General features: G+C 71.8%; 19 protein-coding genes and 1 pseudogene. 8 read left to right on the top strand and 12 right to left on the bottom strand.

Annotated elements, in window-relative coordinates:
- From BMX65_RS15890 to BMX65_RS15880, 3 genes are all read right to left on the bottom strand, one after another.
- Positions 1-1772, bottom strand: a 1772-nt coding sequence (locus tag BMX65_RS15890; protein WP_143081851.1) for a putative T7SS-secreted protein, incomplete at its 3' end; no start/stop codon positions are given.
- Complete coding sequence (locus BMX65_RS15885) at positions 1772-2428, bottom strand: hypothetical protein (RefSeq protein ID WP_075000918.1); 657 nt, start codon at positions 2426-2428, stop codon at positions 1772-1774. The genes BMX65_RS15890 and BMX65_RS15885, both read right to left, overlap by 1 nt.
- Positions 2428-2835: an SseB family protein gene (locus BMX65_RS15880; RefSeq protein ID WP_075000917.1), complete on the bottom strand. Its 408-nt coding sequence runs from the start codon at positions 2833-2835 to the stop codon at positions 2428-2430. Before BMX65_RS15880 ends, BMX65_RS15885 begins: the two co-directional genes overlap by 1 nt.
- 283 nt (positions 2836-3118) lie before the next feature.
- Here BMX65_RS15880 and paaI point away from each other — a divergent pair, with 283 nt between their 5' ends.
- The 3 genes from paaI (at position 3119) to BMX65_RS15865 (ending at position 5517) form a co-directional block, all read left to right on the top strand.
- Positions 3119-3493, top strand: coding sequence for a hydroxyphenylacetyl-CoA thioesterase PaaI (gene paaI, locus BMX65_RS15875; protein WP_075000959.1), 375 nt, complete (start codon positions 3119-3121; stop codon positions 3491-3493).
- Positions 3494-3506: 13 nt separating this feature from the next.
- Positions 3507-4820, top strand: coding sequence for a phenylacetate--CoA ligase PaaK (gene paaK, locus BMX65_RS15870; protein ID WP_075000916.1), 1314 nt, complete (start codon positions 3507-3509; stop codon positions 4818-4820).
- Positions 4821-5109: 289 nt separating this feature from the next.
- Positions 5110-5517, top strand: coding sequence for a RidA family protein (locus tag BMX65_RS15865; protein ID WP_075000915.1), 408 nt, complete (start codon positions 5110-5112; stop codon positions 5515-5517).
- 33 nt (positions 5518-5550) lie between these two features.
- Here the strand turns inward: BMX65_RS15865 and BMX65_RS15860 are convergent, their stop codons facing one another.
- Together BMX65_RS15860 and BMX65_RS15855 are read right to left on the bottom strand one after the other, a co-directional pair.
- Complete coding sequence (locus BMX65_RS15860; RefSeq protein ID WP_075000914.1) at positions 5551-6807, bottom strand: DUF1266 domain-containing protein; 1257 nt, start codon at positions 6805-6807, stop codon at positions 5551-5553.
- Positions 6808-6973: 166 nt separating this feature from the next.
- Positions 6974-8332: an NAD(P)/FAD-dependent oxidoreductase gene (locus BMX65_RS15855; RefSeq protein WP_075000913.1), complete on the bottom strand. Its 1359-nt coding sequence runs from the start codon at positions 8330-8332 to the stop codon at positions 6974-6976.
- A 103-nt stretch (positions 8333-8435) separates the two neighbouring features.
- On the opposite strand from BMX65_RS15855, the gene BMX65_RS15850 reads away from it, so the two are divergent.
- Together BMX65_RS15850 and BMX65_RS15845 are read left to right on the top strand one after the other, a co-directional pair.
- The gene (locus BMX65_RS15850) at positions 8436-9089 is read left to right on the top strand and encodes a TetR/AcrR family transcriptional regulator (RefSeq protein WP_143081850.1); all 654 of its coding nucleotides are present in this window, start codon (positions 8436-8438) and stop codon (positions 9087-9089) included.
- Between the two features lie 86 nt (positions 9090-9175).
- Complete coding sequence (locus BMX65_RS15845) at positions 9176-9715, top strand: TerD family protein (protein ID WP_075000911.1); 540 nt, start codon at positions 9176-9178, stop codon at positions 9713-9715.
- A gap of 73 nt (positions 9716-9788) precedes the next feature.
- On the opposite strand, the gene BMX65_RS15840 is transcribed toward BMX65_RS15845, so the two are convergent.
- Both BMX65_RS15840 and BMX65_RS15835 read right to left on the bottom strand, forming a co-directional pair.
- Positions 9789-11765, bottom strand: a complete 1977-nt coding sequence (locus BMX65_RS15840) for an OmpL47-type beta-barrel domain-containing protein (RefSeq protein ID WP_075000910.1) — start codon at positions 11763-11765, stop codon at positions 9789-9791.
- Complete coding sequence (locus tag BMX65_RS15835) at positions 11762-14251, bottom strand: ThuA domain-containing protein (RefSeq protein WP_075000909.1); 2490 nt, start codon at positions 14249-14251, stop codon at positions 11762-11764. Before BMX65_RS15835 ends, BMX65_RS15840 begins: the two co-directional genes overlap by 4 nt.
- A gap of 209 nt (positions 14252-14460) precedes the next feature.
- On the opposite strand from BMX65_RS15835, the gene BMX65_RS15830 reads away from it, so the two are divergent.
- Positions 14461-15453, top strand: a complete 993-nt coding sequence (locus BMX65_RS15830; protein ID WP_075000908.1) for a multicopper oxidase domain-containing protein — start codon at positions 14461-14463, stop codon at positions 15451-15453.
- A gap of 193 nt (positions 15454-15646) precedes the next feature.
- A complete protein-coding gene (locus BMX65_RS15825; protein ID WP_075000907.1) occupies positions 15647-15850 on the top strand; it encodes a cold-shock protein in 204 nt (67 codons plus the stop codon).
- Between the two features lie 177 nt (positions 15851-16027).
- Here BMX65_RS15825 and BMX65_RS34295 read toward each other — a convergent pair.
- Positions 16028-16186: pseudogene (locus tag BMX65_RS34295) on the bottom strand (hypothetical protein); the annotation flags it as partial.
- A gap of 396 nt (positions 16187-16582) precedes the next feature.
- Here BMX65_RS34295 and BMX65_RS15815 point away from each other — a divergent pair.
- The gene (locus BMX65_RS15815) at positions 16583-17035 is read left to right on the top strand and encodes a YchJ family protein (protein ID WP_075000906.1); all 453 of its coding nucleotides are present in this window, start codon (positions 16583-16585) and stop codon (positions 17033-17035) included.
- Positions 17036-17157: 122 nt separating this feature from the next.
- On the opposite strand, the gene BMX65_RS15810 is transcribed toward BMX65_RS15815, so the two are convergent.
- From BMX65_RS15810 to BMX65_RS15795, 4 genes are read right to left on the bottom strand one after another with little or no spacing between them, the layout of a single operon-like run.
- Entirely contained in the window at positions 17158-17592 is a 435-nt protein-coding gene (locus BMX65_RS15810) for a VOC family protein (RefSeq protein ID WP_075000905.1), read from the bottom strand.
- An 18-nt stretch (positions 17593-17610) separates the two neighbouring features.
- Entirely contained in the window at positions 17611-18861 is a 1251-nt protein-coding gene (locus BMX65_RS15805; RefSeq protein WP_075000904.1) for a saccharopine dehydrogenase family protein, read from the bottom strand.
- A 54-nt stretch (positions 18862-18915) separates the two neighbouring features.
- Positions 18916-19818, bottom strand: coding sequence for an Fpg/Nei family DNA glycosylase (locus BMX65_RS15800; RefSeq protein ID WP_075000903.1), 903 nt, complete (start codon positions 19816-19818; stop codon positions 18916-18918).
- A gap of 56 nt (positions 19819-19874) precedes the next feature.
- Positions 19875-20300, bottom strand: coding sequence for an OsmC family peroxiredoxin (locus tag BMX65_RS15795; protein WP_075000902.1), 426 nt, complete (start codon positions 20298-20300; stop codon positions 19875-19877).
- Between the last annotated feature and the right edge of the window lie 134 nt (positions 20301-20434).

The following is a 20434-nucleotide window of genomic DNA, read 5'->3' as shown; positions in this document are numbered from 1 at the left end:
AGGTTGTCGTAGACGTAGTCGTAGCGGCGGTCGTTGGTGTCGGTCCAGGACACCACGCGCTGTTCGTCGTCGTACTCGAAGCGCAGTGGCAGTCCGGAGGAGCCTGTGACGTCGGTCAGGTTGCCGTCGGTGTAGGCGTAGCGCAGCACCGTCGTGTCGGCGTCGGCCCCGGCGAGGGACAGCGCGGTCACGCGGTCGTCCTCGACCGTCAGCCGCACGGTGTAGCCGCCGCTGTGGACGAGGCGCAGGGGTGCGCCGGTCTGTTCGTCGTACTCGAAGGTGATGCTGTTGCTGTTGCGGTCGGTGATCTGCTCGATCCGGGCCGCGCCGTCCTCCGACGTGCCCCCTTGCGGCGGGGCGAAGTGCCGTACCCAGCCGGTGTCCGGGTCCGTCAGTGTGTATCCGCCGTCCGGGGTGCGCTCCAGCAGCATCCGGGCCGGTCCGGCCGACGGCAGGGTGGGGACGCCGGGAGCGGGGTGCGGGAAGGTGAGCAGGCGGCCGTCCTCGGCGACGAGGACGACGCCCTCCGGGTCGACCTCCAGCCGCTGGTCCACCGTGGAGCTCCACGACGGGCCGAACCAGCGGCCGAGGGTGTAGCCGGACTCGACGCGGCGGGCGAAGGTGAGCGGCAGGGTGCCCGGCAGGGACAGGTCCGTCTGCGGGAGGTACATCCTCCCGGTGGCCAGGTCCACCGGGTCGGTCCCCTTGCAGGGGGTCTCCTTCGCTCCTCTGGCCGAGGCTTCCGCGCCCTTCCCGTCGAGCGCCCGGCGGCCGGTGGGCAGATCGTCGGCGAGTTTGGCCAGCCTGCCGGCACGCCCCGCCTTCAGTGCTATCCCGGCGCCCTTGGTTCCCAGCAGTTCGGGAATGAGACGGCCGGTCCCCTCGGCGGGGTCCTTCTGGAAGGTGTCCCACATCCGCTTGCCGGTGCCGACCGGGTCATTGGCGACGCGCAGCAGACCGGTTGCGGTCGAGTTGAGACTGGTGAGGTATTCGGCGGGGTGGGTGATGTTGTAGGGGTCAGTGGGGTTGACGCTGCGGACGAAGTTGACCAGACCGGCCGTGCCCTTGACGATGCCGCCGGAGAGATGCACGGCATCGAGCTGCAGGCCCTGAAGACCGTCGTTCGCCTGATCCCAGTAGTCGGGCTTGGGCGGCGCCGAGTCCCGTGCGGCTCTGATCGCCTTCTGCGCCCGGCCGGCGGCGGCGTTGCGCTGGGAGCGGGCCTCCTGGAGCTGGTCCTCGGCGTCCTGCTTCTTGTCGTTCTTGTACTTGGCCACCGCCTCACGGGCCTGGCCCTGGGCCCATTCCACCGTGTGGGCGAAATCCTCCAGCGCTCCGGCAGCCTTCTCGCAGGCGTGTGCGGCCTTGACCCACTTGGCGGGCTCCAGGCCCACCTTCTCCCAGAAGGCGTCGGCGGCCTTGCCCTTCAGCGTGCCCTTGTGCAGCCCCTTGAGACCCTTGGCGACGTTGTCGAACGCCGTCTTGAGGTTGGTGATGTGCTCGGCCGTCGAACGGATCTTGCTGGGGCTGCCGTAGACCAGCTTCTTGGGGTCCTCGGTCTCGTCCAACTGGAACTCGGCCGTCTCGGCGCCCATCGCGTTGGCTGCCGAGCGGGACTTGTCCCGCACCCAGTCGCCGCCGCTCTCCCAGCCGACGTCGTCCAGCCGGTCACCGGTCCAGTTGCCCGCGCCCTCGACGAGATCCCCCGCGCCTTCGACGAGGTCCTCGGCCTTGTCCTCGACGCAGTCCGGTACGAAATCCCGCCAGCCCATCAGTTCCCACCCCCGTTGTTCCGCTGCGCCGTCGAGGCCGCCCGCTCCTCGGGCGACGGACCGTAGGCGCGGTCCAGTGCCGCATCCATCTGCTCGTCGTCGAGCCCGGCCGCTTCCTGGAACCGGTCCATCTGCATGCCGCCGTACCCCTTGGTGCTCAGATCGCGCCCGGTGTCCTTCCAGTCCTGGACGATGTCCTCCTTGGCCTGCCGGAAGGAGTCCTTGCTGTAGTCCGGTGCATCCGGGGTGAGGATGTCGCCCCAGCCCTGTGCCGAGACGTCCTCCTCGGTCGCGTGCGGATTGCCCACCAACGAGTTGAGACCGACCTTCAGCGCCCCGGCCGCGTACCGGTCCTCCTCGTAGGCCATGCCCGCCGACAGGCCGAGCCGTTCGGCCAGCGCGTTGGCGTTCTGCACCAGGGCGCGCACGCCCCACTCCCACCTCTCGCAGAAGTCCTCGAAGTCGACCGCCACCCCGCCGTCCCCGGCCTCCATCCCGGTCAGGGACAGCTCTTCGAAGCCGGCGCCCTGGAGAGACGAGGTCGCCGAACTGCCCGATGCCTTCAGCTCGTCGACGGCTCCCGCCAGCCCCTTCTCGATCAGGCTGAGGGACTCCTCGTTCCACTTGACGCCGTCCTGCCGGCCGTCGTCCCCCATCAGGCGGCTTCTTCCCCGTCGGTTCCGTGCACGGCCACCTCGGCCGGGACGATTCCCGGGGCGGGCGGGAAGAGCATGGAGCCCTCCTCGTCCGCGAGGTCCACCGCGACGCCCGCGGGGCGACCGAGGGCGGGGATCACGACGTCCAGCAGGCGGGCGCCCAGAACCGCGACGTACGGCCAGGGCTGGTCCGGTGCAGCGCCGCTCCGACCGGCGAACTGTGCCAGGGCCGCTTCGTCCGTGAACGCGAGAATCCAGTGCACCCCGCCGAACGACCGTGCCAGCAACCGGTCCTCCAACTGCCCCGCGGTGGGCACCAGGACCGCCGCCCTCCGGAACTCGCCGAGCAGCGTGGCGGGGTCGCCCGCTCCGGCCCGCGTCTCGGCTATGTGCGCCCTCAGGTCCATCGTCCGCCGTTTCCCCTCGCTTCGGCCGTGGGAACGGTGCCCTCGGTCCGGAATCGCCGGGCTGACCAGCCCGGCCGTGTCGTTCCACGCTGCCGGGCCGGTGTTCGGTTCCCGGGGCGGAGGGAAGGGGATGCCGGCCGGAGAAGTCCGTGCCGACTCTCTTGACAGTCCGGTCCCCGCACTGGATTACTGGGCACACCGAATGTTCGGTCGGTGTCCGGCCAGGAGCGGGAGGTCGCAGGTGGGGAACGGTGCGGGGGCGGAGAACAGCCCCGTGGAGGAGATGCTCGGCGCCGATCGGGCCTCCCGCGCCCTCGGGATCGAACTGGTGGAGGACGGCGCGGGGTTCGCCACCGTGCGGATGCGGGTGACCGGCGACATGGTCAACGGGCACGGCACCGCGCACGGCGGCCATCTCTTCCTGCTCGCGGACACCGCATTCGCCTGCGCCTGCAACAGCCACGGCCCGGTGACCGTGGCTGCGGGCGCGGACATCACCTTCGTGGCGCCCGCCTGGGAGGGCGACGAGTTGCTCGCCGTCGCCCGGGAGCGCACCCGCTACGGCCGCAGCGGCCTCTATGACGTGACCGTGCTGCGCGGTGAGCAGGTGGTCGCGGAGTTCAGAGGGCGCAGTCGCACCACCACGCCTGTGAAGTGAACGGGGAGCAGCGATGACGGACGAACTGCTGGACGCCGGGGAGCGGCTGAGCACGGAGGAACTGCGGCAGGTGCAACTGGAGCGCCTCCAGGCCACCCTCCGGCACGCCTACCAGGACGTCGAGCTGTACCGGAAGAAGTTCGACGAGGCCGGTGTGCGGCCCGCGGACTGCCGCACCCTGGAGGACCTGGCGAAGTTCCCCTTCACGACCAAGTCCGATCTGCGCGACACGTATCCGTTCGGCATGTTCGGCGTGCCGATGGAGGACGTGCGGCGCATCCACGCCTCCAGCGGTTCGACGGGCCGCCCGACCGTGGTCGGGTACACCCAGCGGGATCTCGACACCTGGGCCGACCTGGTGGCCCGCTGCATCCGGGCGGCGGGCGGCCGTCCCGGGCACAAGGTGCATGTCTCCTACGGATACGGGCTGTTCACGGGCGGCCTGGGGGCGCATTACGGTGCCGAGCGCGCCGGGTGCACCGTCGTCCCGGCCTCGGGAGGGATGACGGCACGGCAGGTGCAGCTCATCCAGGACTTCCGGCCCGAGATCATCATGGTCACGCCCACCTACATGCTCACGCTGCTGGACGAGTTCGAGCGCCAGGGCATCGACCCGCGCGGCACCTCCCTGCGCGTGGGCATCTTCGGTGCCGAGCCCTGGACGGAGGCGATGCGGCGGGAGATCGAGGAGCGGTTCGCTCTGCACGCCGTCGACATCTACGGGCTGTCGGAGGTGATGGGGCCGGGTGTCGCCCAGGAGTGCGTGGAGACCAAGGACGGCCTCCATCTGTGGGAGGACCACATCTACCCGGAGATCGTCGACCCGCTGGGGGAGGAGCCGCAGCCCTCCGGGGAGCCGGGCGAACTCGTGCTGACGACGCTGACGAAGGAGGCACTGCCGGTCGTCCGCTACCGCACCCGCGATCTGACCCGGCTGCTGCCCGGCACCGCGCGCCCCGCGTTCCGCCGCATCCAGAAGATCACCGGCCGCAGCGACGACATGATCATCCTGCGTGGGGTCAATGTCTTCCCCAGCCAGATCGAGGAGATCGTGCTGGACCTGCCCGCCGTGGCCCCGCACTTCCAGCTCCAGCTCACCCGGCAGGGGCGGCTGGACCACCTCAGCGTGCTCGTGGAGGCCCGTCCGTCGGCCACCCCCGCCGACCGGGCCGCGGCCGAGACCGCGCTCGTACGGCGCGTCAAGGACGGCATCGGGGTGGCGGTGGAGGCCCGCGTGGTCGACCCGGAGACCATCGAGCGTTCCGTCGGGAAGTTCCGCCGGATCCGGGACCTGCGCAACGAGGACGCCGCAGCACCCGGACGATGAGCCGGCACGCCGCCCGCGGCGCCGCCCGCGAGCGCCCGCCGGCGGAGGGCGACGTGCGAAGCGGGCTCCCGGACGCTCGGGGGCCCTTCCCCGCCGCCCGCTCCGGGCGGGGAGCGCCGGACCGGACCCAGGGGCTTCCTCGAGTTCTGCGACGGGGAGCCGATCGGCCGCCTCGAGCCGTGTGCCGAGCGCCGGGAACGGGCTTGCACGCGGCGGAATCCGGTTGCACCGTCTGCCGGGCTGCGGTGGGGTACGGGGGAGAACTGCCGTACCTGCGAAGGGAACACCCGTGGCCCGCGCCGTGACCCTGATCCGCTCCCGGAGCCTCTCCGACGTGGCCGAGTACGCGTACGCGGCCACGGCACCGCCCGACGCGCGCCTGATCTTCCTCGCGGGCGCCTGTCCGCTGGCGGACGACGGCACCGTCACCCCCGTCGGCGACTACGCGGGCCAGACTGCCCGCGCGGTCGAGAACCTGCGCACCGCACTGCACGACGCGGGCGCCGACCTGCGGGATCTGATCAGCACCCGGGTCCTGGTGGCCTCCGGCAGCCAGGGCGACCTGTCGGCGGCCTGGGAGGTGTACCGCGAGGCCGTGGGCGACCACGACGTGCCCAGCACGCTGCTGGGCGTCACCGTGCTGGGGTATTCCGGCCAACTGGTCGAGATCGAGGCGGTGGCGGCGGTCCGGGACTGACATCCATAGGAGCATCCCGGCGGGCCCGCACCGTCAGTCCGGAAGCCGGAACGGCACCGTCCGCCAGGGGCTGCGCGGTGCCCTCAGCAGCGCCCGGTGCGCTTCCAGCACGTCGGTGTACCAGGTGCCGAACCGTTCCTCGTCGAAGTGCAGGCAGCGGCCCATCACATAGGCCGCCGAGAACTCCGCCCAGGAACGGTAGGTGCTCCGCACGCCGGTGCTGACCCGCTCGATCGCGTCGTACATCTCGGCGCGGGTCGCGTAGCGGGCCCCCCGCCCCCAGCGGGCCATCTTGGAGGCCCGGCCCAGGTCCCAGGCGGCGACGGTGCGGATCACCTCGTCCGGACCGATCAGCCCGTCGGCGCGGAAGCGTGCCTCGTACCGCAGGACCTTGCCCACGAGTGCACGCAGGTCCGTCAGGAAGGCGTCGAAGTCCGGCCCCTCGGGGGCCTCGACGACCCGGCGCAGCGTCGCCTCCACGCAGTCCCGCCACTGCCCGGCGTCCACCGGGCCCCGGCTGTGCTGCTCCTTCTCCAGCGCGAGGCGGGCCCCGAGGACGAAGTCCCAGTACCACGGGCTGACCTCGCACTCCAGCAGCCGCTGTTCGGTCTCCAGCCAGTCCTCCCGGCTCTCGACGCCCCAGGACTCCGCCAGCCGCTCGACCTCGTTGCTGTAGCCGGCGCCGTGCCAGTCCAGCGTGTTCCAGGGATCGCCGTTGCCGAAGCACAGGTGTGCCCCGCAGGCGAGACCGTGCAGCAGCGGACCGGTCTCCGGGGCTCCGGTCCGCCGGGCGACGAGGCGGTCGGTGAGCGCGTGCGGATCGAACAGTTCCTCGTGCAGCTCCGCCCAGACCTCCCGCTCCTCCTCGTCCACCTGGAACAGCTCCTGGCAGGGCGTCGCGCCGTTGACGACGAGCACCTCGACCTCGGGCGGCAGGATGTCGGCGAGGGTGCCGAGCGTGATGAACTCGAAGACCACATACGGGTGCGGCCGCGGCAGCAGGCCGTCGGTGTAGACCTGTGCGACGGTGCGGGTGACGCCGTCCGCGCCGGTGATCTCGCTGGTGACCGGCCGCCGTCCGGCGGGGTCGCGGACGGTCTGCTCGATCGGCATGGGGTGGTAGACGCCGTTCTCGGCGAGGGTGCGCAGGTAGGTGTAGCTCTCGTCGACCTCGTGCAGCTTGTACAGCCGCCGTTCCAGATCGCCCGGGGCCTCCCAGTGCTCCTCGCCGTCGTGCTCGACGATCGGGAAGATGTCGTCGTGATCGTCCTGCTCGCCTACCGCGTACACCCTCGTGCTGCCCCGTTCCCGGCCCGCCGACTGACGCGCCGGGACCGCTGGTCATGATCGAACGGTCACGCTACCGTTCCCGGCGGCCCGGCCGGACCCGTGGGGAGGAACCGGCGACTGGGTGAGCGCGCGGCGGCGGACCGGCGGGCAGGGCGCCAGGCGGCGCTCAGCCCGTCTCGTACCGGGGACGGCGGGCCAGCGCGCGCCGCCGCCGGTCGTCGGCGGCCAACCGGGCCACCTCCCGCAGGACGCCCACCCGGCCCCGGGCCAGCAGCCGGCCCACCGCGCCGAGCACCCGCGGCCCGGTGAGGATGTCGGTGGGTTTCGCCCGGTGGTTGACCAGTTCGAAGAGGCTGTCGGCCGTACCCGCGCGCCGCATGCCCCGCAGCACCTCGGGCAGTACGGCGGGCAGTGGTGCCAGGCTGCCGATGTCGGCCGCGAACCAGTACGGTTCCACGAATTCCGCGTCCCGCCAGGCTCCCCAGCGGTGCAGCGCCGCGTCCAGTTCTTCCGTACTCCGCGCGAGGTGTTCGGCCAGGGTCCGCGCCAGTTCGGCCGCCTGGAGGAAGGCGTCGCCGATTCCGCGTCCGGCCGTGGGGTCCTTGAAGTGCCCCGCGTCCCCGGCCAGTACCCAGCCGGGCCCGGCCGGTTCGCGGAAGTAGCCCTTCCAGTGCGTCGTCCCTCGCGGCTCGCCCACCGGCCGGGCGTCGGCCAGCGCCTCGGCGACCGGTTTGGCGGCCCGCGCGTACTCCAGCAGGCTGCCGGGCAGTCCGGCGCGGAACGCGCGCAGCCGTGCCGGGTCCACGCCCACCTGCACCTGGTAGAGCCCGTCGTCGGTGGGACAGCCGAGCACGACGCGGTCGGCCCAGCGGTGGAAGACGAAGGTCGGTTCCGCACCGCCCGTCGCTCCGGCGAAGTAGCCCCAGAAGAGTGCGAACTGGTTCGGTGTCACATGGTAGGAGCGGGCGCCCGCCAGGCGCGCGACCGTGGAGGACCGGCCGTCGGCGCCCACCACCAGCCGGGCCCGCAGCACCCGCCCGGTTCCCGCGCCGCCGCGGGTCTCCCCGCCCCCCGTGGGAGGGGAGACCCGCACGCCCGCCACCCTGCCGTCCTCGTCCCTGACCAGGTCGGTGACCGCCGTCCCGGTGGCGACGTCGGCCCCCGCGGCGCGGGCCGCGTCGACGAGCACCGGATCGAGCCGGAAGCGGCGCACCGACATCACCCCGCCCGGGTCGCCCGGGCGCACCGGCCAGGTTGCGGGCCAGCGCAGGTCGCCCACGCGCGCGTCGGCCCGCGCGATCAGCGGGGCGCCGGTGGCCCGCAGCTCCTCCAAGACGCCGAGGTCCGCCAGGAAGGCCAGCGCGTCCGCCTCGAAGATGTGGGTCGAGGGTGTGTCGCCGGGCAGCTCCGCCTTCTCCACCAGGCACACCTCGAACCCCTGCCGGGCCAGCAGCGCCGCCAGTGGTGCGCCCGCGCACCGGGCGCCGACCACGATCACGTCGTACCGCTCGTCACCGCTGCTCATCGCTGCCGCTGCCCCTTGTCGGAGTGCCGGGCAGGCCGTAGCCTGCCGGTAACCTAGTAATTGCTAGGTAACCGGTCCCAGGCTAAACCTAAGGAACGCTAGGTTGTCAACAGCGCACCCCCGCAAGCGCATGAGCGCCCAGCAGCGCCGCACCGTGATCGAGGAGGCCGCCACCGAGGTCTTCGCCGCACACGGCTACCAGCGGGCCTCCATGGACGAGATCGCCCGGCGCTCGGGCGTCTCGGTGCCCGTGGTCTACGACCACTTCTCCTCCAAGCGGGAACTCCACCGCCGCCTGCTGGAGCGGCACTTCGCCGAGCTCCGCGAGCTGTGGCGCGCGCGGCTGCCCGCACCCGGCGGCGCCGCCGGCGAACTGGGCACCGAGGAGGTGACACGCGCCTTCGACGCATGGTTCGGCTACATCGAGACCCACCCCTACGCCTGGCGGATGCTCTTCCGTGACACCACCGGGGACGCCGAGGTGCGCGCCGACCACCGGGCCGTCGTCGACGGCAGCCGCGAGGCCCTGCTCCCCTTCTTCGCCCGGCTGGTGGGCATCCCTCTCGACGCGGCCCCCGACGGGGATGCGCGCATCGAGGCCGAGCTGGCCTGGGAGGTGTGCCGCAGCGTGCTCCAGGGACTGGCCCTGTGGTGGCTCGACCGGCCCGAGATCCCCCGTGCTCGGGTCGTATCGGCGGCCGTGGACGCCGTGTGGACCGGCCTGGAGCGCTCCCGTCTCACCCGGATGCGCTCCTGAGCGTTCACGTCCGGCGTGGCAGGATGGAACTGCCGTGCAGATCCGGTCGGTTGCGGCGTGCGCGCCGCACACGAGGAGGGGGCAGGATGAGCAGTCTCAACAAAGGGCTCGGCAAGGTGGAGGTCACCCTCAAGTGGGACCCCAGTCCGCTGGGCGAGCCCGAGCACGACCTCGACATAGTGGCCGCCACCTACACGGCCGACGCCCCCTACGGCGAGCCCGCCTACCTGGTGCACTTCGACAGCCGCGCCCCGGACGGCACCATCATCCTGAACCGGGACAGCAAGACCGGCCAGGGCTTCGGCTCCGACGAGGTCCTCACCCTCGAACTGGAACGGCTCTCCGAGGAGTACGTGCGGGTCGTGGTGGGCGTCGCCATCCAGCAGGGCGAGGGGCACAAGACGTTCGCGCAGGTCCCCAGCACGGCCGTACAGGTCAAGGAGGGCTACGAGGAGCTGTCGGAGGACGACTTCTCCGGCGTCCCGGACGCGACCGCGGCCACCGTCGCCGAGTTCGCCCGGGGCGGGACGGGGGAGTGGCACCACACGCCGGTGCTGCGTGGCTACCAGGGCGCCCCCGAGGAGTTCGCCTCCCGGATGGGCATCCCGGAGCAGCGCGGCTCCTGACAGCGGAGGCGGGCGGCGCCGGAGTCCCGGTACCGCCCGCCCGGCCGCTGGTGCTCCGGCCGTCGCGCTGCTGCTACAGCTCCTTGATCCGTACGTTCCGGTAGGACACCACGTCCGTCGTGCTGTGGACCTGGAGGCCCACATAGCCCGAGGCGTAGCGGCGCCCGTCGGTGCCCGGGTCGTCGGAGCGCGGCGGTTCGAAGACCTGGCCGCGGTTGTTGTCGAACTCGTTGATCAGCGTGCCGTTGCGGTAGATCTCGTAGTGCTGGCCCACCACCCGGATCTCGTAGTCGTTCCAGGTGCCCTTCGGGGTGACGCCCGCGCCCGCCAGGCCGACGCGGTCGAACCCGTAGACGGAGCCGGTCTTGTACATGTCCCCGTCGGGCCGGTCCAGGATCTGCAGCTCATGGCCGTACTTGATGGCCACCCACTCCGGCCGCGGCTCCTCCGGGTGGTCGTGCACGTCGGGGAAGCGGGCGAAGACCCCGCTGTTGGCCCGGCCGTCCCCCGGCGCGTCGTCACGGAACTGGAGCTTCAGCGAGAAGTCCCCGTACTTGCGCTTCGGGTACCACAGCATGCCCATGCCCTCGACCGAGCTGTCGCTGGTCATGCTGCCGTCGTCGTTGAGCCCGAACTTTCCGCCGCCGACCTGTTCCCAGTCGGCGAAGGACTCCTCGCTGCCGTCGAACAGGTCGCGGTAGCCGGTCTCCTGACCCGGGGTGCCGATCCCGGAGCGCTTGGCGGCGCGGTTGATCAGCTTCTGCTCGCGGGGTACGAGGACGCCCTCCTCGACCAGCCCTTCGGTGACCCCGCGCACATGCTTGAGGAACAGCGCCTGGGACGTCCACTCCTTCTCGTCCTCGATCAGCTCGTTGACGGTGCAGCGGCGCTTCGTCATGCGGTTGGGCACTCCGGTGTCCACGGTGCCGACGATCACCGTCTCCCGCTCGTCGTACTCCGGGCAGGCCGGCGCGGGGACCCCGCCGCCCGCCACGATCCGGAACGACAGCCGCTGCGGCTCCGAGACGTTGCCCGCCTTGTCGGCCGCGCGGTAGGTGACCGCGTGGTACCCGGCCCGGTCGAGAACCAGCGGCTCGGCGTAGTCGACGTAGGGGGCGCCGTCCAGCGAGTACTCGATCCTCTCGACCCCGGACTTGTCGTCCGCTGCCGTCACGGTGACCGTCGCCCGTCCGATGAAGTGGCCGTCCGAGTTCTTGCTGCCCGAGGCGCTGCCCTGGGCGGTCGGCGGCGTGGTGTCCTCGTCCGGCGGCTCGACGACGGTGAAGTCGACCGACTTCTCCTCCGCCGCGTTCCCGGCCTTGTCCGCGGCCCGGTAGCGGACGGTGTGCTCGCCCGCATCGGCCACCGTCACCGGCGCCGTGTAGGGCTGGAAGCCGCCGCCGTCCAGGGCGTACTCGATGCTTTCGACACCCGAATCCGCATCCGAGGCCGTGACCGTGACCGTCGCGCTGCCCAGGTAGTTGCCGTCCTCGTCCTGGTCGCCGTCGACCGCGGCGGAGGTCTCGGGCGGCGTGCTGTCCTCACCCGGATCGTCCCCGGTCACCACCAGGGTTCCGGTCATCTGCTGATGCCCGGGGATCGTGCAGTGGTACTTGTAGGTCCCCGGGGTCAGGGTGACCTCCACCGTGTGCTTCCCGCCCTCGGAGTCGTTGGGCGAGGCCAGGATGTTGAGGTCCACGTCCTGGTTGTGGTCCGGGTCGGAGGTGACGAAGGTGAGGGTGTGCGACATCCCGGTGGTGTTGCCGGTCGCCTCGCTGTTCTCGAAGACGATCGTCGCCTTGCCCGCCACCGCGGTCGAGGGCGCCGAGGCGTACTTCGTCATGTCGTCGTTCGCCGTCCAGGTCAGCACCTGCGCGTCGGCGGCCGGGCCGCTCTGCCCCGTGCTCCGGGCGCCGGACAGGGCCGTGCCCTGCCCCCACGCCGTACCGGAGGTCAGGCCCAGCACCATCACCAGGGCCCCCAGCAGGGCCGTCACCAGCCGGTGCCGCTCGCGTCTCCCGCGGCGCCCCGCTCGCACGCTCGCCCTCATCGGACCGTCTCCTTCCGCAGTGCCGGCTCGGCCATGTCCTCCGGGCTCGGTGTGGGCTCGCCGCCCTTGTACGTCACCCGCCACAGCGCGGACTTGTCGTCGGAGGTGAAGAATCCGCGCCCGTAGTCCAGGACGTACAGCGCGCCGTCGGGTCCGAACTTCCAGTCCATGAGGTTGCGGATGCCGCCCTCGCCGACGGGCACGATCCCGTCCAGGCTCTCGGCGTGGTCGGGCTGCGCGCCCACCGTGTCGCCCTTCGGCATCACCAGCGCGTGCCGCGGCTGGTCGCCGTCGTAGAAGTCACCCACGAACCACTTGCCGTCCCAGTACGAGGGCCACTTGCCCTTCGCCGGGTTGTCCGCGTCGAACCGGTAGAGCGGTCCGTTCATCGCCGCCTGGCCGCCGCCCTTCAGCCAGGGAAGGGTGAGCTGCTGCTCGTCCTCCCGGTAGCTGGGGACGCCGTTCTCGTCCCGGGGGAAGTCCGGTCCGCCGCCCTGCGGCGAATACCAGATGTTGTTCCCGCGGGCCGGCGGGATGTTGACCAGGCCGTCGTTGTTGGGCGACTCATTCTTCAGATGATCGCAGTCGTACCAGCCCAGCGGTTTGCTCGGGTCGGGCAGGTTGCGGTCCCGGTAGGGCTGCTTGTTGCCCATGCAGTACGGCCAGCCCTGGTTGCCCGCGCTGGTGATCCTGGCGAAGGTGTCGTACTTGGCCGGGCCCCAGGTCGGGCTCGGGGACTGCGCGTCCGGGCCGACCCAGCCCGCGTAGAGCGTGTCGGTCTCCTTGTCGACGGCGATCCGCGCCGGGTTGCGGACTCCCATCACATAGATCTCGCCCCGGGTCTTGCCGCCGCCCTCGTCGGTCTCCTCGCCGGTGAACAGGTTGTCCTCGGGGAGGGTGTAGGTGCCGTCGCCCTCGGGGTGGATGCGCAGGATCTTGCCGTTGAGGTTGTTGGTGTTGCCCGCGGTACGGCGCGCGTCGGCGAACGAGACACCCTTGAAGTCCGGCTCCGGATTGTTCCCCGAGTAGCCGTCGCTGTACTGCGAGGAGTTGTTGTCACCCGTGGCGATGTAGAGGTTGTCCTCGGAGTCCCAGGCCATGCCGCCGCCCGCGTGGCAGCAGCTGTGGATCTGCACCGGCCACTCGAGCAGCACCTTCTCCGAGTCCAGGTCCAGCTTGTCGGTCTGCTGGTCCAGCGTGAACCGGGAGACACGCCGCTTCGCCATGTGTGTGTCGCGGTCGATCTCGCTGTGCGGCGTGTAGTGCAGGTAGACCCAGCCGTTGCGGGCGAAGTCCGGGTCCAGCTCGATGCCGAGCAGCCCCTCCTCGTTCTTGACCAGCTCGCCGCCGCCGCCCTTGTTGCCGAAGACCGTCAGTTCGCCCGCCAGGGTCACCTGCTCCGTCTCCGGGTCCCAGATGTGCACCTGGCCCTTGCCCTTGCCGATGTCGGGGTCGTCCCAGTCGGTGACCACCGGCTGGGAGGCGTCGCCGCCGCCGCGCCCGATGTAGAAGACCCGGCCGTCCTCGGCCGTCACCACACCGTGCGGCTCGCCGATCTGGTCGGACTGCCCGGGCTGGTTGGGCTCGGTGAGCCGCTTCGCCTCGTAGTTGGCGGAGATGGCCGCCTGGCAGTCGGCGCGCGCCAGCCGCGTCGTCCACATCAGGGCACCCCGCAGATGGGTGCGGAAGTCCGTCTCCGCGAAGCTGGCCGCGGTCCCGCCCATGGACGTGTAGAACGAGCGTCCGCCGTCGTAGTCGCGGCACCAGGAGACCGGGTGGTCCCAGCCGCCGGCGTCCGCGCCGCCGTCGTAGGTGGTGGTGCGCAGCCGTGCGACGGTGTGCACCTTCCCGGAGGGGTTCTCCCGCCAGTTGAGCCACCTGTCGGGACGCTTCCACTCGACGGGCAGATCCTTGGTCGCCGGATGCTGCCGGTCGCCGACCTCGACGGTGGCCCGCTGCACCTTCGACGGGCTGTGCTCGGCCGGGCGGGCACCGATCAGCCCGGTGAACCACTCCGAGTACGGCTCGGCACGCGCGGCGTCGTGGACGCCGAGGAAGCCGCCGCCCGCCTCCATGAAGCTCTCCAGACCGGCCTCCTGCGCCGGGTCGAGCACGTCGCCGTCGCCGGTCAGGAAGACCACCGCGTTGAAGCGGCCGAGCCGCGGCTTGGTGAAGATCGCCGGATCGTCGGTCGCCCGGATGGTGAAGTGCTCCTGGGCCGGGCCCTGCTGCCCGATCTTCTCGATGGCCTCGATCGCGGCGTCGACGGTGGGGGACTCCTCGCCGGTCGCGCCGTGGAAGACCAGGACCCGGACGTCCTCACCGCCCGGCGGGCTCGGCAGCGCCAGCTTGGGCGCGGGCGCTCCCGGCGGTGGTGCCGCGAGCGCGGGTGCGCCGAGCAGCCCGGCGGCGAGCGCGCCGGCCAGCAGCGCGGCGATCCTGCTGCGTCGGGGTCTCGCCCGTTTTGGGTGCGGTTGGAGCCGCATGCGTGATCCACCCCTCTTCTGTCACCGAAACGTGGCAGAAGCTAGACCTCTTTCGGCGGTTCGCCAAGAGCTATGACCGTAATCCGACGAACTTTGTCCTGGGTGTGGATAAACGCTGCCTCCGGCGCTACCGTCCCCTGCAACTCGCATCGCGCGGCGCACCGTTCAGCACTCCATTGGCCACACGCCCCCGGGGGAGACCGAGAACGATGACCCGAGAATCCCGAAACTCCAGCACCCACAGCCGCCGCTCCTTCAGCAGAGGTCTGCTGGCCTCGGGCGCGGTCGCCGCGGTCGGCGGGAGCGCGCTGGCCGCGGGCGCGCCCGCGGCGCAGGCGGCACCGGCCCGCTCGGCGGCGATCCGCCGCGCGGGCAAGGGCGGCGCGACCCGGCGGATGAAGATGTACGTGGAGAAGCTCCCCGACGGCAGGATGGGCTACGGCCTGGAGAAGGGGAAGGCCACCGTCCCCGGCCCGCTGATCGAACTCGTCGAGGGCGACACGCTGCACGTCGAGTTCGAGAACACCATGGACGTGGCGGCCAGCCTCCACCCGCACGGCGTGGACTACGACATCGCCAGCGACGGCACCAGGATGAACAAGAGCCACGTCGAGCCGGGCGGCAAGCGCACCTACACCTGGCGCACCCACGCGCCCGGCCGCCGCAAGGACGGCACATGGCGTCCCGGCAGCGCCGGATACTGGCACTACCACGACCACGTCGTCGGTACCGACCACGGCACCGGAGGGATCCGCAACGGCCTCTACGGCCCGGTCGTCGTGCGCCGCGAGGGCGACATCCTGCCCGATCCCGACCGCCAGTTCACCATCGTGTTCAACGACATGACCATCAACAACCTCGACAAGGGCCCCGACTTCGAGGCCACCGTGGGCGACCGCATCGAGATCATCATGATCACGCACGGTGAGTACTACCATACGTTCCATATGCACGCCCACCGCTGGGCCGACAACCGCACCGGCATGCTGGCGGGCCCGGACGACACCAGCCCGGTCATCGACAACAAGATCACCGGGCCCGGGGACTCCTTCGGTTTCCAGATCCTGGCCGGGGAGGGGTCCGGTGCGGGCGCGTGGATGTACCACTGCCACGTCCAGAGCCACTCCGACATGGGGATGGCGGGACTGCTGCTCGTCGCCAAACCCGACGGCACCGTGCCCGGCCACGACGACCACGGCTGACAGCCGTGCTCGGCCCGGCACGGCACCGCGTGGTATCGTGAAGGCGTTGCAGTTTTGGTACCCATACGTGTGCGCGCCTGAGCTTTGTGGCTCGGGCGCGTTCTGTTTTCCGGAGCTTCTCTGGATGGGGGTCATTGCGGCGACGCGGAGCGCACGAGGTGTGCGACTCCCAGCCACCCTGAAGGAGAAGATCATGGCATCCGGCACCGTGAAGTGGTTCAACTCGGAAAAGGGCTTCGGGTTCATCGAGCAGGACGGCGGCGGCGCCGACGTCTTCGCGCACTACTCGAACATCAACGCCCAGGGCTTCCGTGAGCTCCACGAAGGCCAGAAGGTGAACTTCGACGTCACCCAGGGCCAGAAGGGCCCCCAGGCGGAGAACATCACCCCCGCCTGACACCCTGCCGCGCAGGACGAGCGCAGGGCCCGCACCGAAGAGGTGCGGGCCCTGCGCCGCTTTTCCGCCGCGGTGCGGCCGCGAGCCGTTTCCGGCGCCGGTGTGCGCGCACCGCACGGCCGTACCCAGCCGGCCCGGGAGCGGCGAGAGGAACGCGAAGGCGGCGCCCGCCTCCGCGACCCAGGTGCCGATCGTGATCGTCTGGCCCGAGAGGTTCATCACGTGCGCCAGGGTCGGCACCGACCCCACCGTGAGCAGCGCCCAGCGCAGCGTCACCACCGTCCGGACGAACTCGCGCACCCCGTCCGACGCCCGCCCCCGGTGTACGGCGGCCACCAGCACCCCGCACAGCACGAGCAGCGAGCCGGGCGAAGCGGGAACAGTTCGAAGGCCGCACCTCCGTGCCCGCGAGCAGCGCCAGGTGCAGCGGCTGCCGTGGGCCCACACGGCCACCCACCACCACCACCGAAACGCCCAGCGCGGCCGGCCCCGACCAGTGGGCCTTCAGCCGCAGGCCGTCCGGCAGGGCGAACAGGGTGAGCAGGGGCAACGCTCCCACCAGCGCGGACAGCGCGAGGCTGTCGGCCACGGGAGAGAGATCGGGCCGGTACATCTCTCCCCTTCGCCCTCGCATATGCGTTCCGGAACCGCGGACCAACCATGTCGAACCGATCGTTCCGCAAGGCTGGTTCCGGAACAGCCCGCTGTCCACAGGTCCGGCATGATGAACACATGCCCCGACGCAAAACCGCCCGTCCAGCACACCGCCCGGCCGCCACCGACCGCCCGGGTCCCGGCCGCGCCGCCCCCGCCGCCTGCCCCTGCGGGGCGGCCCGCTACGCGGACTGCTGCGGCCGCTTCCACCGTGCCGAGGCGGTGCCCGCCACCGCGGAGGAGCTGATGCGCTCCCGCTACGCCGCCTTCGCGCTGGCGGACACCGGCTATCTGCTGCGCACCTGGCACCCGGACACCCGTCCCGCGCACCTCGACCTGTCCGGCGCGCCGCGCTGGACAGGTCTGGAGATCCTCGACACCTCCGGCGGCAGCGCCTTCCACCGCGAGGGGACAGTCACCTTCCGCGCCCACCACCGCGGAGCCGGCGGCGCTCCGGGGACACAGCAGGAGCGCAGCCGGTTCGTGCGGGTGGACGGCGCCTGGCGCTATCTGGACGGTGCCGTGGACTGAGCCCGGACAGCGCGGTGGACCGAGGCAGATCCGCCTCGCGGGCCGGGGCGCGGCGCACACCTCGACCTGCAATCCCGGCCCGCGTTCCCGGCCGGCCCGCCGTGGGCCGCGCTGCCCCAGGCTCAGCCCTCCTCCCGGGCCCCCACCTCGTCCTGCGGATACCAGCGCAGCTCGACCGTGTTGCCGTCCGGATCCCGGACGTAGACCGACTGCGCTGTGCCCCGGGCGCCGAAGCGGCTGACCGGGCCCTCCAGTACCTGGAAGTCGCCCGAGGCGATCACCGCCCGCCAGTCCAGCGGCTCGACGACCAGGCAGATGTGGTCGACGTTCGTCCCGGCCGCGCCGCCCGCCGCGCGGCCCTCCGCGGCGTCAGCGGACCGGTCGAGCAGGTCGATGATCGTGACCGGGCTGACCCGGACCGACGGGAACGGGACCGCACCCGCCCGCCACTCCTCGACCCGGACCGGTTCCAGGCCCAGCGGACCGCAGTAGAACGCCAGCGCCCGCTCGACATCCGCCACCTTGAGCACGAGGTGGTCGAAACCCTTGACTCGCATGGAAAGCCTCCGGTCAGTTCAGCGCGGTGCGTCCGCGGAGTCCTCGGAGTCCTCCAGGACCCGGAACTCCACTCCGGCGCGGATCAGCCGCGCGGTCAGCGCCTCGCCCATCGCGACGGCGGTCGTCACCTGGCCCGAGGTGGGCGGCAGGTCGTCGTGGGCGAGGCAGAGCGCCGCCTCCGCGAACATCTTGGCCGTCTCGTCGTAGCCGGGGTCACCGCCCGCGACCTCGGTGACCACCCGGCGCCCGCCGCCCCGGCCCAGGAAGCGCACCGAGAACCAGCTCCGCGCCCGGCGGCGCTCGTCCGGCCCCTCTCCCGAGGCCAGCCGGGAGGTGAGGAACCGGCGCAGCGGCGGCAGTTGCGCCGCGGCGAACAGGCCGCCCACGCCCGCGATGCCGCCCAGCGCGACCGGCAGCCGCCGGACACCCGCGTAGTGGCGGTAGGTGAACGCCGGGCCGTACCGCTCCAGCGCGGCCGCCGAACGCCCCACGATCTGCGCATCGATGGTCGGCAGCGGCACGGCCCACAGCCCGAACTCGTCCTCGTGCCGTACCCGGCCCGTGGGCGTCCGGACCGAACGGTCCGCCGGGCGCGGATCGGCGGCCCTGCGGTCCTTGGCGGTCCGGGCCATCCGGTCGGCGCGCGAGAAGGACAGCAGCGCACTGGCGAACGTGCCGCCGGAGATGGCCGCGTTGGAGCGGACGAACCCGTCGACGCTCAGCGGTTCCCCCTCCGGCAGTTGCTGCACGGTGAAGCGGGCGCCCAGGTCGTGCGGTACCGAGTCGAACCCGCAGGCGTGCACGAGGCGGGCACCGGTGCGCCGGGCCCGGGAGTGGTACCGCAGGTACATCAGATCCACGAACTCCGGCTCGCCCGAGAGGTCGAGGTAGTCCGTCCCCGCGTCGGCGCACGCGGCCACCAGGCGGATGCCGTACCGCAGATAGGGCCCGACCGTGCTCGCCACCACCCGGGAGCGCGCCGCGAGCTCGGCCGCCGCGCGCGGATCGTCGGCGTCCGCGGTGATCAGCGGCACCTCGGCCGCGCCCGGGCAGGTGGCGGCCAGCCGCTCGCGCAGCTCCTTCAACTTGCGCTCGTTGCGCCCGGCCAGCGCCCAGCGGCAGCTCTCGGGCGCGTGCGCCGCCAGGTACCGCGCGGTCAGCTCGCCGACGAAGCCGGTCGCCCCGAACAGGACGACATCGAACTCACGTGTCTGGCGCTCCGGTGCGGCGTTCTCGTCCGCCGCAGTTCCGGTCTCTTCAGCGTCCACAGCAACCTCTCCGGGCCCCAGAGCCCTTACCGACGGGTAGTGCTGATGCCGCCCTCATTTCAGCAGACGCGACAGCCGCCGGTCCGCGAGGGGCTTCCCCTTCGTCTGGCAGGTGGGGCAGTACTCCAGCGTGGAGTCGCTGAAAGAGACCGAGCGCAGGGTGTCCCCGCACACCGGGCACGGCTCGCCCGCGCGGCCGTGCACCCGCAATCCGAGCCGCTTTCCCGCCTTCAGCTCGGCGGCCGACAGCCCCCGGGCCCGCTCGACGGCAGCGGTGAGGACCTCCCGCAGCGCCGTGTGCAAGGAGCTGATCTCCTCCGCGGAGAGATCGGCGGCGAGCCGGAACGGTGACATCTTCACCGCGTGCAGGATCTCGTCCGAATAGGCGTTCCCGATGCCGGAGACCACCGACTGGTCCCGCAGCAGGCCCTTGATGTGGTGCCGCTGCCCCGCGAGCAGAGCGGCGAGGGCCTCGCGGTCGAAGGAGGGGGAGAGCGGGTCGGGCCCGAGCCGTGCGACGCCCGGCACCTGGTCCGGGTCCCGCACCAGGTACACGGCGAGCCGCTTGCGGGTACCCGCCTCGGTCAGGTCGAACCCTTCGGCCGGCTCGCCCGCCAGCACCACCCGCAGCGCGAGCGGACCCTTGCCCGGGCGGGGCGGAGCGGCGGGCAGCGGGTCCTGCCACCGCAGCCACCCGGCCCTGGCGAGATGGACGACCAGGTGCAGCTCCTCCCCGTCCGGCGGGCGTCCCTCCCCCTGCGTCCCGCCCAGTACCAGGTCGAGGAACTTGCCGTGCCGGGCGACGCCGGTGAAGACCCGGCCCTCCAGCGCGTCCAGCGGCGGATCGTAGGTCTTGAGCACGCTGATCGCGACCGGCAGCACTCGCCGGACGGTGCGCCCGGTCAGCCGCTCGGCCAGGAAGTCCCGCAGCGCCTCGACTTCGGGGAGTTCCGGCAAGGCTCCTCCTCTCAGGGGGCGGGCCGCGCGAAGGGGCGGTCGGGGGCGCGAGCGGCTCAGACCAGTTCGGCCTCGTGGGTGATCGGAGTCGCCTGCAGCGCCTGGCTGACGGGGCAGTTCCGGGCGGCTTCCGCCGCCGCTGCGGCGAACGCGGCCTGATCGATGCCGGGCACCTCGCCCCGCACGCTGAGATGGATCCCGGTGATGCCCGTGCCCGGTTGGAAGTCGACGGATGCCTTCGTCGTGAGCGTGGTGGGCGGGGTGCCGGCGCTGTTGAGGCCGTTGGAGAGCGCCATGGAGAAGCAACTCGAGTGCGCGGCGGCGATGAGCTCCTCGGGGCTGGTCCTGCCGCCGGGCTCCTCCGCGCGCGACGCCCAGGAGACCGGGTACTGGCCGATGCCGGAGGAGTCGAGGCCGACGGTGCCCGACCCTTCGAAGAGGTTCCCGTTCCAGACGGTGTGGGCGGTGCGTGTGGTGGCCATGACGCTCTCTCTCCGTAACGATTCGCGGTGCCCGAGGTGGGGTCGCCGCTGCCGCGGAGCGGCCGGAGCGGCGAATCCGCGGGCAAGTGTCGCAGTACCCGATCGTGCGCCCTTGTCACACGCGCCGCACTCCA

Source organism: Streptomyces qinglanensis, from assembly GCF_900111245.1.
GTDB lineage: Bacteria > Actinomycetota > Actinomycetes > Streptomycetales > Streptomycetaceae > Streptomyces > Streptomyces qinglanensis.
The sequence above is the reverse complement of the archived record's forward strand: the minus strand, read 5'-3'. Positions and strand labels throughout refer to the sequence as shown.

Coding starts and splice junctions, on each gene's coding strand:
- BMX65_RS15885 (WP_075000918.1), bottom strand. CDS start 2,428: ATGGGGGACGACGGCCGGCAGGACGGCGTCAAGTGGAACGAGGAGTCC.
- BMX65_RS15880 (WP_075000917.1), bottom strand. CDS start 2,835: ATGGACCTGAGGGCGCACATAGCCGAGACGCGGGCCGGAGCGGGCGAC.
- paaI (WP_075000959.1), top strand. CDS start 3,119: ATGCTCGGCGCCGATCGGGCCTCCCGCGCCCTCGGGATCGAACTGGTG.
- paaK (WP_075000916.1), top strand. CDS start 3,507: ATGACGGACGAACTGCTGGACGCCGGGGAGCGGCTGAGCACGGAGGAA.
- BMX65_RS15855 (WP_075000913.1), bottom strand. CDS start 8,332: ATGAGCAGCGGTGACGAGCGGTACGACGTGATCGTGGTCGGCGCCCGG.
- BMX65_RS15845 (WP_075000911.1), top strand. CDS start 9,176: ATGAGCAGTCTCAACAAAGGGCTCGGCAAGGTGGAGGTCACCCTCAAG.
- BMX65_RS15840 (WP_075000910.1), bottom strand. CDS start 11,765: ATGAGGGCGAGCGTGCGAGCGGGGCGCCGCGGGAGACGCGAGCGGCAC.
- BMX65_RS15835 (WP_075000909.1), bottom strand. CDS start 14,251: ATGCGGCTCCAACCGCACCCAAAACGGGCGAGACCCCGACGCAGCAGG.
- BMX65_RS15830 (WP_075000908.1), top strand. CDS start 14,461: ATGACCCGAGAATCCCGAAACTCCAGCACCCACAGCCGCCGCTCCTTC.
- BMX65_RS15825 (WP_075000907.1), top strand. CDS start 15,647: ATGGCATCCGGCACCGTGAAGTGGTTCAACTCGGAAAAGGGCTTCGGG.
- BMX65_RS15815 (WP_075000906.1), top strand. CDS start 16,583: ATGCCCCGACGCAAAACCGCCCGTCCAGCACACCGCCCGGCCGCCACC.
- BMX65_RS15810 (WP_075000905.1), bottom strand. CDS start 17,592: ATGCGAGTCAAGGGTTTCGACCACCTCGTGCTCAAGGTGGCGGATGTC.
- BMX65_RS15795 (WP_075000902.1), bottom strand. CDS start 20,300: ATGGCCACCACACGCACCGCCCACACCGTCTGGAACGGGAACCTCTTC.